Raw genomic sequence first — 12,985 nt, forward strand, 5'->3', positions numbered from 1 at the left:
CACTGTGGATTTCATTCTATTTCCCCTTCTATTTTGTTCTGCTTTCCTCTATTTAGACCTGCATATTCAGGCGAAGTTCAAAATAAAAGAAAGCAGAAAAAAGCAGAAGGAAATAGAAGGCAAAATAGAAGATTTTCCACATGCGCGCGCAGGGCCCCACCCACCACCCCGGCGAGCCATGCCGAGCCCGTTTCCCTCTGAGCCGTGAAGAATCTTTTTTTTGCGCGCTGCCGCGGCCAGGGTTCTCAATTGATAAATGTGGCTTATTTTGCAATATCTCAGTATGATTGCCGCTTCATCCATTGCCCGGGCCACGCATGAAACCATCCCTGTTGTCCTCCGCGCTGACGGCGGCGTTGCTGACCCTGCTGGCCTGCGCGCCGGCCGCCCGCGCCACCGCCCTGCCCAGCGTCGAGAGCTTCTTCAAGAATCCCGCCACCCGCGCCACCGTGCTGTCGCCGCAGGGCCATTACGTGGCGATGGTGGTGCTGATGGACGACGGCAAGCAGGTGGTGGCGATACGCGACACGAGCGACCTGAAGCAGGCCACGGCGGCCATCACGACGCCGATCGACAATCAAATCGTCGGCATCCACTGGGTCAATGAAAACCGCATCGGCTTCACCCTGATGAGCGACCGGGTCGAGTTCAAGGGCAACCGCGACGAATACGCGGCCGACCGCAACGGCAGCAACCTGGTCCACCTCATTTCCGGCAACTGGACCCACAACCAGATCAATCTCGGCTCGGCCATGAAGGACCGCACGCTGACGGCCGACTATGCCTACTTCGACGTCACCCACGACGGCTCGGACGACATCCTGGTCGAAAAAAACACCTGGAACTCGACCGACCTACATCCGGCCCAGTCCCACCTGTACCGCCTCAACACGCGCAACCACGCGCTGACCGACATCGAGCCGGGCAAGCAGCCCAACCGCGCGCTGTACTGGCTGCCCGACCCGAGCGACGTGCCGCGCGTGGTGACGGCCAAGATCAACGGCCGCTGCATCAGCTCCTACCGCGCGCCGGACAGCGAGCAGTGGACCGAGCTGGCCAACGCCGACTGCATGCAGAGCAATTTCGCGCCGTTGTTCTTCGACGGCGCCGACGCGCTCTACGGCAAGGCCGACTACCACGGCTACGAAGCGCTCTACCGCATGAACCTGAAGACGTTGCAGCGCGCGCCCGAGCCGACGCTGACGGTGCCCGGCTTCGATTTCCGCGGCGCGCCCGTGATGAACTACGCCAGCAAGCGCCTGCTGGGCGTGCACCTCGACAGCGACGCCGTCAGCACGGTCTGGTTCGACGCCCGCCTCAAGGAGCTGCAAAAGAAGGTCGACGCCGCGCTGCCGCAGACCATCAACGCCATCGCCTGCGCCGACGACTGCCTGAAGGCGCCGGTGGTGCTGGTGAAGTCGGCCTCGGACCGCCAGCCCGTGTCCTACTTCATCTACACCATCGCCACCGGCAATGTCGTCGGCCTCGGCAGCGTCCACCCCGACATCAAGCCGGCGCAGATGGGCACGCGCGCCTTTTACCACTACACGGCGCGCGACGGCATGAGCATCCCGGTCTACGTCACCCTGCCGCCGGGCCCGGCCAAGACGGCGCTGCCGGCCGTGGTGCTGGTGCACGGCGGCCCGCAGACGCGCGGCGCGTCGTGGGAGTGGGACGGCGAGGCGCAATTTCTGGCCTCGCGCGGCTACGTCGTGATCCAGCCGGAATTTCGCGGCGGCACCGGCTTCGGCGCCCGCCACTTCCAGGCCGGCTGGAAACAGTGGGGCCAGGGCATGCAGCGCGACCTGGCCGACGCGGCCCTGTGGGCCGAGCAAAAAGGCTGGGCCGATCCCCGGCGCGTGGCCATCATGGGCGCCAGCTACGGCGGCTATGCGACGCTGATGGGCCTGATCGACGATCCCGACATCTTCCGCTGCGGCGTCGAATGGGCCGGCGTGACCGATATCGGCCTGATGTTCAACACCGTCGACGACGACGCCTCGGAAGAAGACCTGCAATACGGCATGCGCACCCTGATCGGCGACCCCGACAAGGATACCTCCCTGTTCCAGCAATATTCGCCGCTGGCCAACGCCGCCCGGCTCAAGCAGCCGCTGCTGATGGCGCACGGCGGCCAGGACCGCCGCGTGCCGCCGGTCCACGCCCGCAAATTCCGCGCCGCCGTCAGCGAGGGCAACCCCAACGTCGAGTTCCTGTTCTACGACAACGAGGGCCACGGCTGGGCCCACGAGGAGGACAACCTGGACTTCTGGAACCACGTCGAAGCCTTCCTCGACAAGAACCTGAAGACGGCGCGCTAACGGATGCAAGCTCGCCCATCTATGCCATCTGCCTGATTGCGGAAAAACCCATGCCCTCCGTATGATGGAATACCCCATCACCGGAGCCGGACATGAAACGCCGCACACTGTATCGCATGGCATGGACGCTGCTGCTGATCCCGGCGTGCGCGGCGGCGGCGGACGCCGGCGGCGCGCCCGACGCCGCCAGCTTTTTCCAGGACCCGGTGCTGAGCCTGGTCCAGCTGTCGCCGCACGGACGCTACGTCGCCATGGTGGCGACCGGCGACGACGGCAAGCAAATGCTGGCCGTGCGCGACACCACGGACCTGAAAAAGCTGACCGTCCCGATCTCGTCGCCGGCCCGGGAAAAAATCGTCGCCGTCCACTGGATCAATGAAAACCGCCTCGGCTTCACGCTCAAAAACTACCGCGACGAATTCACGTCGAGCGTGGACGAATTCGCGGTCGACCGCGACGGCGCCCATGTGGCCATGCTCATTTCCGGCAACCGCGATCACCGCCAATCGACCACGGGCAGCACTATCAAGGACAAGGTGCTGACGGCCGATTACGCTTTTTTCGACGTCACCCACGACGACTCGGACGACATCATCGTCGCGAAGTACAGCTGGAACGACATCGACTACAGCCCGCAATCGGCGCGCCTGTTCCGGCTCGACAGCCGCAGCCGCAAGCTGACCGGCATCCTCGACGGCATCCAGCCGCCGCACGGCCTGGACTGGCTGCCCGACGCCAGCGACCGGCCGCGCATCGTGACGGCGCGCGTGCAGAACCGCTGCATCCGTTATTACCGCGCGCCGGCGCAGGAACTATGGGCCGAGATGGGCAACGCCGAATGCTATGGCAGCGCCCAGGTGGCGCCGCTGTTCTTCGACGGCGACGACACCCTCTACGTGCAGGCCGACCATGAGGGCTACGGCGCGCTGTACCGCTACGACGTCAAGACGATGGCGCGGGCCCCGCTGCCCTTCCTGGCCACGCCCGGCATCGACGTGCGCGGCACGCCCGTGCTCGACTACGCCAGCAAAAAACTGCTCGGCATCCATCTCGACAGCGACGTCCGCGCCACCACCTGGCTGGACCGCCGCCTCCAGCGCCTGCAGGACGAAGTCGACCAGGTGTTGCCGGAGACCGCCAACAGCATCGACTGCGCGGCCGACTGCGCCCACGCGCCGGTGGTGCTGGTGACGTCGACCTCGGACCGCCAGCCGGCCGCCTATTTCATCTACAACCTCGACAGCGACGTGATGACCGGCCTCGGCAGCAGCCGCCCGGCGATCGAGCCGGCGCGCATGGGCGCGCGCCGTTTCGAGCACTACACGGCGCGCGACGGCATGACGATACCGGTCTACGTCACGCGGCCGCCGGGCGCGGCCGCCGGTCCCTTGCCGACGGTGGTGCTGGTGCGCGCCGACCCGAACGCGCGCGGCGTCGCGCCGGAATGGGATGGCCAGGCCCAGTTCCTCGCCTCGCGCGGCTACCTCGTGATCCAGGCAGAAACGCGCGGCGGCACCGGCTTCGGTTTCCAGCACTACCAGGCCGGCTGGCGCCAGTGGGGCCAGCGCATGCAGGACGACCTGGCCGATGCCGCCCTGTGGTCGGTCAAGCAGGGCTGGTCCGACCCCAAGCGCATCGCCATCATGGGCGCCAACTACGGCGGCTATGCGACGCTGATGGGCCTCATCGACCATCCCGACCTGTTCCGCTGCGGCGTGGAATGGTCGGGCATCACCGACTTGCATCTGATGTTCAGCACGGCCGACGACGACGCCTCGCAAGAGGCGCTGCATTACGGCCTGCGCACGCTGATCGGCGACCCGGTCCAGGACGCGGCCATGTTCACGCGCTATTCGCCGCTGCCGAACGCGGCCCGGCTGACGCGGCCGCTGCTGATCGCCCAGGGCGCGCAGGACGTGCGCGAGCCGCTGGCCGACGCCAGCCGCTTCCGCGCCGCCGTCGGCAAGGCCAACGCCAACGTCGAGTGGCTGGTGTATGCGGACGAGGGCCACGTCTGGCGCCACGACCGCGACAGCGTCGACTTCTGGCGCCACGTCGAAGCCTTCCTCGACCAGAACCTCAAACCGCTGCGGTAAATTCAGCTGTATTTTCCACCCGGCGCGGCGCCGTAACGGCTCGACGAGCTAAATCTCGGCCAGCGCCTTCACATGCGCGACCACGCTGCGGCCCAGCGCCGACAGGTTGTAGCCGCCCTCCAGGCAGCTGACGATGCGGCCGTCCGCGTACCGCTTCGCCACCGCCATCACCTGCTCCGTCAGCCACACGTAGTCCGCCTCGACCAGCGCCATGCCGCCGATGTCGTCCTCGCGGTGGGCGTCGAAGCCGGCCGAAATGAAGATCATCTGCGGCTGGAACGCGTGCAGCGCCGGCAGCCAGTGCTCGACCACCAGCTGGCGGATCACGTCGCCCTTGGTGTGCGCCGGCACGGCGACGTTGACGCGGTTGGCCGTGTACGGCTCCGGCTCCGTGTAGGGATAAAACGGGTGCTGGAAAAAACTCACCATCAGCGCGCGCGGCTCGCCGGCCAGCGCCTCCTCGGTGCCGTTGCCGTGGTGGACGTCGAAGTCGACGACGGCGATCCGTTCCAGCCCGCGCGCGTCGAGCGCGTGCTTGGCCGCGATGGCGACGTTGTTGAACATGCAGAAGCCCATGGGATGCGCCGGCCGCGCGTGGTGGCCGGGCGGGCGGATCGCGCAAAAGGCGTTGGCGATGTCGCCGTCGATGACGGCGTCCGTGGCCGCCACGGCGGCGCCGGCGGCGCGCTGCGCGGCGCGCCAGCTGTGGCGGTTGAGCGAGGTGTCGGCGTCGATCGGATAATAATCGTCGCCCTCGCACGGCAGGCTGTCGCGCACGATGGCGATGGCGTTCTGGGTGTGGTTGCGTTCTAGGTCGGCCAGCGCCACCAGCGGCGCGGCGCGGTGCTCGAACAGGTCGTTGACGTTGGCCCGTATCAGCTGGTCGGCGATGGCTTCGAGCCGCGCCGGCGATTCGGGGTGCCACTCGCCCATCTCGTGGCGCAGGCAGTCTGGGTGGCTGTAAATGGCTGTCGTCATGTCACTGGTTTCCGCTGCGGCGCTCATGGTCGATCTTGGGGTATCCGGCCGCGCCGTTTCTCGCATAGAATCGCTATTACCGTCAGGTATGATAAAAAGTCCCGATGGCGCTAATCTACCACGCCGACCACGCGCACGCGCCGCGGACCGCGTGCGCTTTTGAAAACCGCAACCAGCACGGGCGACCCGATGTTCAAAAAAATTCATGACGTGGCGGCCCAGGTGGGCCGCATCATCGTCGGCAAGGATCTGCAAATACGGCAGGCGCTCACCTGCCTGCTGGCCGGCGGCCACCTGCTGATCGAGGACGTGCCCGGCGTCGGCAAGACCACGCTGGCGCACGCGCTGGCCATTTCGCTGGGCCTGCAATTTAACCGCGTGCAGTTCACCAGCGACCTGCTGCCGGCCGACGTGGCGGGCATCTCGATTTACGCGCGCGAAAAAAACGGCTTCGAATTCCATCCCGGCCCGATCTTCACGCAGGTGCTGCTGGCCGATGAAATCAACCGCGCCACGCCGAAGACGCAATCGGGCCTGCTCGAAGCGATGGAGGAGCGCCAGGTGACGGCCGACGGCGTCACGCGCGCGCTGCCGGAACCGTTCTTCGTCATCGCCACGCAAAACCCCACCCACCAGATCGGCACCTTCCCGCTGCCCGAGTCGCAGCTCGACCGCTTCCTCATGTGCCTCTCGCTCGGCTACCCCGACGCGGCGGCCGAACGCGCGCTGCTGCTGGGCGAAGACCGGCGCGTGATGCTCAAGTCGCTGCCGGCGGCGATGACGCCGGCCGAACTGGCGGCCGCGCAGCAGCAGCTGAAACAAATCCACACCTCGGCCGCGCTGGTCGACTACGTGCAGGCGCTGGCCCAGGCCACGCGCTCGAACGGCTCCTTCGCCGAGGGCATGAGCCCGCGCGCCGCCATCGCCCTGCTGCAGGCGGCGCGCGCCTGGGCCGCGCTCGAAGGGCGCGACCACGTGATCCCGGAAGACGTGCAGGCGATGCTGGTGCCGGTGTGCGCGCACCGGCTGCGGCCGCTGAAGTCGGCGCACGGCACGGCGCTGGCCAGCCGCGACCTGGTGCTGCAACTGCAGAAATCCGTGCCGGTGTGACGCCGTCATGCTGAACCGGCTGCGCCCATGGGTCCGCAATAAAATCGACAACTCGCTGTTCCGCCTGCGCGACCAGGACCCCGGCGAAGTGCTGCTGACGATGCGCCGCGTCTTCATCGTGCCGACCCGTGCCGGCCTGTCGTTCACGGCGCTGCTGCTGCTGATGCTGATCGGCGCCATCAACTACAACCTGGGTCTCGGCTACGTGCTGACCTTCTTCACCGGCGCCTGCGCCGTCGTCGACATGTATCTGACGGCGAAGAACCTGGCCTCGCTGCGCCTGGCCCCCGGCCGCGCGGCGCCGGTGTTCGCCGGCGAGGCGGCCCAGTTCGAGCTGCAACTGAACAACCGCACCACGCACGACCGCTACGCCGTGTGGGTCGACTTTCACGGCCCGGCCGCGCCGCGCCATGTGACCGACGTGGCGGCCGGCGCCGGCGCGCTGGTGCTGCTGTCGACGCCGACCGCGCGGCGCGGCTGGCTGCGGGCGCCGCGCGTGCGCCTGCTGACGCGCTTCCCCCTCGGCCTGTTCCGCGCCTGGAGTTACTGGCAGCCGGACCTGGCGGTGCTGGTCTATCCCTATCCCGAACCGGACGCGCCGCCGCTGCCGCTCAGCGGCGCGGCCAGCGAAGACGGCCACGGCCAGGTCGGCCTCGATAATTTCGCCGGCATCCGCAACTACCAGGCCGGCGATCCGATGCGGCACCTGGCGTGGCGCCAGATCGCGCGCCACGATCCGGCGCTCGGCGGCCAGCTGGTGACCAAGCATTTCGAAGGCGGCGCGGTGGCCGAACTGCTGCTCGATTACGCCGAACTGCCACGCCATCTCGATGAAGAACTGAAGCTCTCGCGCATGACGCAGTGGGTGCTGGAAGCGGAACGGCGCGCCCTGCCCTACACATTCCGGCTGGGCGGCGACGCGCTCGGGCCGGCGCTGGGCGACGCCCACCGCGCCGCCTGTTTGCGGGCGCTGGCGCTGCACGGACAGGAGCGCGCGGCATGACGGCGCAGGACCAGCGCGGCACGGCGCCCGCGACGGCTGCTGCAAGCGCGGCGGCGGCGGCGGCGGCAGCAGCGGCATCAACACCGGCGTCGGCACCGGCGACGCTGCGCGCGCGCTGGACGCGCCAGCTCACGCGCGACAAATCGGACACGCTGTTGCTGCTGCTGGCGGCGTTGCTGGTGCTGGCGCCGCACTTCGCGCACCTGCCGCTGTGGATCAGCGCCGCCGCCGGCGCCACCCTGCTGTGGCGCGCCACGCTGACCCTGCGCGGCAAGCGCCTGCCGCCGCTGTGGCTGCTGCTGCCGGTGTCGCTGCTGGCGATGGCCGGCGTCTACCACTCCTTCCACACGCTGCTGGGGCGCGACGCCGGCGTCGCCATGCTGGCGCTGCTGCTCGCCTTCAAGCTGCTGGAGATGCACGCGCGGCGCGACCTGTTCGTGGTGGTCTTCCTCAGCTTCTTCCTGCTGCTGACCAATTTCTTTTACTCGCAGTCGATACCGACGGGCGCCGAAATGGTGCTCACCATCGTCGTGCTGCTGACGGCCCAGCTGACCTTCCAGTACACCGGCGCGGTGCCGCCGCTGCGGCGCCGGCTGGCCGCCGCCGCCCGCATCGTGGCCTATTCCGCGCCGCTGGCGCTGCTGCTGTTCTTCGGCTTCCCGCGCATCCAGGGTCCGCTGTGGGGCATGCCGGGCGACGCCCACAGCGGCCACACCGGCATGTCGGACACGATGGCGCCGGGCACCATGTCCAGCCTGGCGCGCTCGGACGAGGTGGCGTTCCGGGTCCGCTTCATCGATCCCGAACCGCCCCAGGAACAGCTGTACTGGCGCGGCATCGTGCTGGGCGACTACGACGGCCGCACCTGGCACCGCATCGGCCCGCAGCCGCGAGCGCGCGGCACGCCACCGGCGACGGTCGGCATCACCGTGAGCGGCAAGCCGGTGCGGCACGAGGTGACGGTCGAGCCCAGCAACCAGCGCTGGCTGTTCGCGCTGGAAATGACCGATCCCGGCCTGGCCCTGCCCGGCTATGCGCTGCGCAATTCCACCGAGCTCGAACTGAGCACCAACGAACCGATCGCCGCGCGCCTGCGCTACGAGGCCAGCGCCTATCCCGAGTTCCGCATCCAGGCCGACGCCGACCCGGCCCAAATGCAGCCGTGGTTGCAGCTGCCGGCCGGCTTCAATCCGCGCACGCTGGCGCTGGCGCGGCAGATGCGCCGGCCGGGCGCGGCGGCGTCGGCGCTGGCCGTGCTGCAAATGTTCCACGGCGGCCCCTATGCCTACACCCTGGACCCGCCACTGGCCGGGCGCGACACGGTCGACGACTTCCTCTTCAACAGCAAGGCCGGCTTTTGCGAGCACTACGCCGGCGCCTTCGTCGTGCTGATGCGTGCCATGGGTGTGCCGGCGCGCGTCGTCACCGGCTACCAGGGCGGCGAACTCAATCCCGTCGACGGCTACGTCACCGTGCGCCAGTCCGACGCCCACGCCTGGGGCGAAGTGTGGATCGCCGGCCACGGCTGGCAGCGCTACGACCCGACCGCCGCCGTCGCGCCCGAACGCGTGCGCCACAACCTGGCGCGGGCGCTGCCGCAGCAGTCGCCGTTCGGCATCGCCCGGCTCGGCGAACTCATCAATTTTGAAAACGACGCCACTTCGTGGCTGGCGCAACTACGTTTTCGCATCAACGCGGTGAATAATGGTTGGAATCAATGGATACTGGACTACAATCCAGACAGACAACGAAGTTTCTTAGAAGAACTAAGTTCCGCCTACGCCAACTGGCGCACGGCCGCCGGCGCCCTGGCGATCGCGGCCCTGCTGATGCTGGCGCGCACGCTGCGGGCCCGTTCCGGCCGGGCCGGCGACCCGGCCGACGCCGCCTATGCGGCGTTTTGCCGGCAGCAAGCCCGCCACGGCGTGGTCCGCGCCGCCGGCGAAGGCCCGCACAGTTATGCGGTCCGCCTGCGAGCGATGGCGGCCAGCGAGGAAAAGAAGGCCGCGATGACGCAATTCCTGACCCTGTACGGCGCGCTCAAATACGGCCGCGCCGCCCCCGGCGCCCGCGCGGCCACGCTGCGCGCGCTCACCACCCTGTTACGCGACACCCGATGAAAACTGCACCGACATTGAAACCCTCGACCTGGATGCTGGCGCTGCTGCTGGCGGCGGTCCCGCTGGCCCAGCTGGCCGAAGCCGCCCCCGTGGACCGCTACGGCTACACGCTGCCGCCCAGCATGCAGAAAAAGGCGAAGAAAAAGCCGGCCAGGAAAAAACCGGCGCCGGGCGTCGACTACGTCGGCGAATACGTCAACTTCGGCCAGTGGCTGGAAGTGCGCGCCTACCTCGACGCCATCGCCGCCAGGGATGGCTTCGACCGCGCCGACCTCGACCTGCTGGTCGGCAAGCTGCGCTACGTCGACGCCGCCGTCCAGCTCATCAAACCGGCGCCGCCGGGCAAGCCCAAGAACTGGCAAGCCTACAGCGGCCTGTTCATCGAGCCGGTGCGCATCGGCGCCGGCGTCAAGTTCTGGAACGACAACCAGGAAGCGCTGGCGCGGGCCGAATCGCAGTACGGCGTGCCGGCCGACGTCATCGTCGGCATCCTCGGCGTCGAAACCGTCTACGGCGCCAACACCGGCCGCTTCCGCGTGCTCGATGCGCTGATGACGCTGGCGTTTTCCTATCCGGACACGCCGACCCGCGAGGCCCGCATGGCCTTCTTCCGCGACGAACTGGAAGCGGCGCTGGTCTACGCGCGCCAAAACAATCTCGACCCGCTGACCCTGCGCGGTTCCTACGCCGGCGCCGTCGGCCTGCCGCAATTCATGCCCAGCAACATCGTCAAATACGCGGTCGACTTCGACGGCGACGGCCGCGTCGACTTGCTCAACGAGCCGGGCGACGCCATCGGCAGCGTCGCCGCCTTTTTGGTGGCGCACGGCTGGCAGCGCGGCGACGCCGGCCCGCCCGCCTATCCGGCCAGCGTGTCGCCGAACCGGGCCTGGGAGGCGTATCTGGGCCGGGGACTGGCGGCCACGCTGGCGCCCGGCGAGCTGGCGGCGGCCGGCGTGAGCACGACGGCACCGCTGCCGGACGGCGAACTGTTCGGGTTGGTCGACTTGCAGAACGGCGCCGAGGCCACCGAATACTGGGTGGCGACGCCGAATTTCTTCGCCATCACACAATACAACCGCAGCTATTTCTATGCGATGTCGGTGGTCGAGCTGGGCCGGGCCGTCAGGCTGGCGCGCACGGCGGCCACCACGGCGGCGGCCGCGCCCGAGGCTGGCCAATAAGCGTGTCCACACGCGGGCAATACCAGATGTAAGGAAGCGTAACGAATCTTGCCGGCAATTGTGGCGGCGTTTATCGTTGATTTAACACACTTGTACATTCATTTTTGAAAGTCATATTGTGCGGCAACGCAAACCAAATGAATTTATAATTAATTTTGCATGACGCACAAAATAGTGCCCGAAATCAGCAAAACGCGGCACTCGGTGTATAATTCCCACACAATGTTGCATTAAGACAACGGCCACTATCGCATCAAGCAATTTATTTATTGCTTATGAGTATTACAATGCTTGATGTTGTACAATTGTGTATATATTATGAAACTTGTTACCCCGGAATCCGTCCGTTGTGAATTCGTTCCTTGGTAGAGGATGAACATTACCGCAGCAAGAGCGAGCTCCGAGTGTTTTACTTTGCAAGACAACTTTACAGAAGGAACAAACGACATCATGACAAACCAAGTCGGTATCGATATGAATGAGCAGGACGGAGATGATCTGCTGCAATACAACCCGAATCGCCTGCTCGACACGCTGATCGAAAACCTGCGCCTGAAAAACGATGCGGCCCTGTCGCGCGCGCTGGAAGTGGCGCCGCCGGTTATCAGCAAAATCCGCCACCACCGCCTGCCGGTCGGCGCTTCGCTGCTGATCCGCATGCACGAGGTGAGCGATCTGAGCATCCGCGACCTGCGTTACCTGATGGGCGACCGCCGCAACAAGTTCCGCATCAGCGACAAGCAGTTCAAGCCTAAAGAAGGCGAACCAGGCCAGGGCTGATCCCGGCACTGGCAACACCATCCCTCCCCCGCTCGGGAGGAGGGATAGCTTATGGCCGTTACGCCGGGAAGACGCCGGTCGACAGGTAACGGTCACCGCGGTCACAGACGATGAACACGATCGTTGCGTTCTCCACCGTTTGCGACACGCGCAACGCGATCTCGCATGCGCCCGCCGCGGAAATCCCGCAGAATATCCCCTCTTCGGCCGCCATCCGGCGCGCCATGCGTTCGGCCGCCGCCTGCGTCACATATTCGATCTGGTCGACGCGCGCCTTGTCATAAATCTTCGGCAGATACGCCTCCGGCCACTTGCGGATGCCGGGGATGGACGAGCCCTCCTCCGGCTGGGCGCCGATGATCTGCAACGCCGGATTTTGCTCCTTCAGATAGCGCGACACGCCCATGATGGTGCCGGTGGTGCCCATGGCGGACACGAAATGGGTGACCTGGCCATGCGTGTCGCGCCAGATTTCCGGCCCCGTGCCCTCGTAGTGGGCGCGCGAATTATCCTGGTTGCCGAACTGGTCGAGGATGATGCCCTTGCCGTCCTTTTGCAGCTGCTCGGCCATGTCGCGCGCGTATTCCATGCCGCCCGTCTTGGGCGTGAGCATGATGCTGGCGCCGTAGGCGGCCATGCTCTGGCGCCGCTCGATGCTGAGGTTTTCCGGCATCAGCAACAACATCTTGTAGCCGCGCAGGGCCGCCGCCATCGCCAGCGCGATGCCGGTGTTGCCACTGGTCGCTTCGATCAGCGTGTCGCCCGGCTTGATGTCGCCGCGCTCCTCGGCGCGCCTGAGCATCGACATGGCGGCCCGGTCCTTGACGGAGCCGGCCGGATTGTCGCCTTCGAGCTTGCCGAGGATGATGTTGTTGCGGGCGGCCGCGTCGGCGCCGGGCAGCCGGGTCAGCTGCACCAGCGGCGTGTTGCCTATCGTGTCTTCCAAAGTCTTATAAGCCATCGTGTTCTGTTTCCGGGTTCGGCAAAACAAGTATTTTAATCGGAGTTCAGCAAGCGCGTGCGACGCGCCAGGGGCGCCGCTTGCGCGCTGCGCGCCATGAAGATGGAGCCGAGCCGCTCGCCGTCGACGCGGAACAGGTCGGCGATTTCACCGGTCCGGGTGAAACCGCAATCGCCGTACAGGCGCAGGGCCGGCGCGTTGGCCGACAACACTTCGAGGTCGACCCAGTCCAGCCCCGGCTGCGCGGCGGCCCAGTCGAGCGCGGTCGCCAGCAGCGTGCGGCCCAGGCCCAGCCGGCGCTGGTCGCGGCGCACGCCCATGCCCAGCAGCGTGCGGTGGGCCGCATGGTTTTCCGGCCGCGCCCGCAGGTCGACGTGGCCCAGGATGGCGTCGGCGTCGGCATAAGGCGCGGCGCCGGCGGGAGCGCCGGCG

The 12,985-nt window shown here is 66.9% G+C and carries 11 protein-coding genes; 8 read left to right on the plus strand and 3 right to left on the minus strand.

The window, feature by feature from the left end; translation table 11 throughout:
• The 3 genes from Q0S71_RS07215 to Q0S71_RS07225 form a co-directional block, all read left to right on the plus strand.
• A partial coding sequence (locus tag Q0S71_RS07215) for a hypothetical protein (RefSeq protein ID WP_295993483.1) occupies window positions 1–208 on the plus strand: 208 nt, incomplete at its 5' end.
• A gap of 109 nt (window positions 209–317) precedes the next feature.
• Window positions 318–2,321, plus strand: a complete 2,004-nt coding sequence (locus Q0S71_RS07220) for an alpha/beta fold hydrolase (RefSeq protein ID WP_295993485.1) — start codon at window positions 318–320, stop codon at window positions 2,319–2,321.
• A gap of 92 nt (window positions 2,322–2,413) precedes the next feature.
• On the plus strand, window positions 2,414–4,417 hold the full coding sequence (locus Q0S71_RS07225; RefSeq protein ID WP_295993488.1) for a prolyl oligopeptidase family serine peptidase: 2,004 nt from the start codon (window positions 2,414–2,416) through the stop codon (window positions 4,415–4,417).
• Window positions 4,418–4,465: 48 nt separating this feature from the next.
• Here the strand turns inward: Q0S71_RS07225 and Q0S71_RS07230 are convergent, their stop codons facing one another.
• Window positions 4,466–5,395 (minus strand): histone deacetylase family protein, encoded by a 930-nt coding sequence (locus Q0S71_RS07230; protein WP_295993491.1) that lies wholly within the window; start codon window positions 5,393–5,395, stop codon window positions 4,466–4,468.
• 189 nt (window positions 5,396–5,584) lie between these two features.
• Between Q0S71_RS07230 and Q0S71_RS07235 the strand changes: the two genes are divergently transcribed.
• The 5 genes from Q0S71_RS07235 to Q0S71_RS07255 all read left to right on the plus strand — a co-directional run bounded on the left by Q0S71_RS07235 (window position 5,585) and on the right by Q0S71_RS07255 (window position 11,592).
• Window positions 5,585–6,505, plus strand: a complete 921-nt coding sequence (locus Q0S71_RS07235; RefSeq protein WP_295993512.1) for a MoxR family ATPase — start codon at window positions 5,585–5,587, stop codon at window positions 6,503–6,505.
• 7 nt (window positions 6,506–6,512) lie between these two features.
• Entirely contained in the window at window positions 6,513–7,508 is a 996-nt protein-coding gene (locus tag Q0S71_RS07240) for a DUF58 domain-containing protein (protein WP_295993494.1), read from the plus strand.
• Window positions 7,505–9,628 carry a DUF3488 and transglutaminase-like domain-containing protein gene (locus tag Q0S71_RS07245; protein WP_295993496.1) on the plus strand — a complete coding sequence of 708 codons (2,124 nt, stop codon included), beginning with the start codon at window positions 7,505–7,507 and terminating at the stop codon, window positions 9,626–9,628. The genes Q0S71_RS07240 and Q0S71_RS07245 overlap by 4 nt, the downstream gene beginning before the upstream one ends.
• A complete protein-coding gene (gene mltB / locus Q0S71_RS07250; protein ID WP_295993498.1) occupies window positions 9,625–10,812 on the plus strand; it encodes a lytic murein transglycosylase B in 1,188 nt (395 codons plus the stop codon). Before Q0S71_RS07245 ends, mltB begins: the two co-directional genes overlap by 4 nt.
• A 450-nt stretch (window positions 10,813–11,262) precedes the next feature.
• Window positions 11,263–11,592, plus strand: coding sequence for a hypothetical protein (locus Q0S71_RS07255; RefSeq protein ID WP_295993503.1), 330 nt, complete (start codon window positions 11,263–11,265; stop codon window positions 11,590–11,592).
• 58 nt (window positions 11,593–11,650) lie between these two features.
• Here Q0S71_RS07255 and cysM read toward each other — a convergent pair whose 3' ends face one another.
• Together cysM and Q0S71_RS07265 are read right to left on the minus strand one after the other, a co-directional pair.
• Window positions 11,651–12,553, minus strand: a complete 903-nt coding sequence (cysM, locus tag Q0S71_RS07260) for a cysteine synthase CysM (RefSeq protein ID WP_295993506.1) — start codon at window positions 12,551–12,553, stop codon at window positions 11,651–11,653.
• A 35-nt stretch (window positions 12,554–12,588) separates the two neighbouring features.
• Window positions 12,589–12,985, minus strand: a 397-nt coding sequence (locus Q0S71_RS07265; protein ID WP_295993509.1) for a GNAT family N-acetyltransferase, incomplete at its 5' end; no start/stop codon positions are given.

Origin of the sequence: Rugamonas sp. (assembly GCF_025354735.1) — a bacterium.
Lineage (GTDB): Bacteria > Pseudomonadota > Gammaproteobacteria > Burkholderiales > Burkholderiaceae_D > Rugamonas.

Coding starts and splice junctions, on each gene's coding strand:
- Q0S71_RS07220 (WP_295993485.1), top strand. CDS start 318: ATGAAACCATCCCTGTTGTCCTCCGCGCTGACGGCGGCGTTGCTGACC.
- Q0S71_RS07225 (WP_295993488.1), top strand. CDS start 2,414: ATGAAACGCCGCACACTGTATCGCATGGCATGGACGCTGCTGCTGATC.
- Q0S71_RS07230 (WP_295993491.1), bottom strand. CDS start 5,395: ATGACGACAGCCATTTACAGCCACCCAGACTGCCTGCGCCACGAGATG.
- Q0S71_RS07235 (WP_295993512.1), top strand. CDS start 5,585: ATGTTCAAAAAAATTCATGACGTGGCGGCCCAGGTGGGCCGCATCATC.
- Q0S71_RS07240 (WP_295993494.1), top strand. CDS start 6,513: ATGCTGAACCGGCTGCGCCCATGGGTCCGCAATAAAATCGACAACTCG.
- Q0S71_RS07245 (WP_295993496.1), top strand. CDS start 7,505: ATGACGGCGCAGGACCAGCGCGGCACGGCGCCCGCGACGGCTGCTGCA.
- mltB (WP_295993498.1), top strand. CDS start 9,625: ATGAAAACTGCACCGACATTGAAACCCTCGACCTGGATGCTGGCGCTG.
- Q0S71_RS07255 (WP_295993503.1), top strand. CDS start 11,263: ATGACAAACCAAGTCGGTATCGATATGAATGAGCAGGACGGAGATGAT.
- cysM (WP_295993506.1), bottom strand. CDS start 12,553: ATGGCTTATAAGACTTTGGAAGACACGATAGGCAACACGCCGCTGGTG.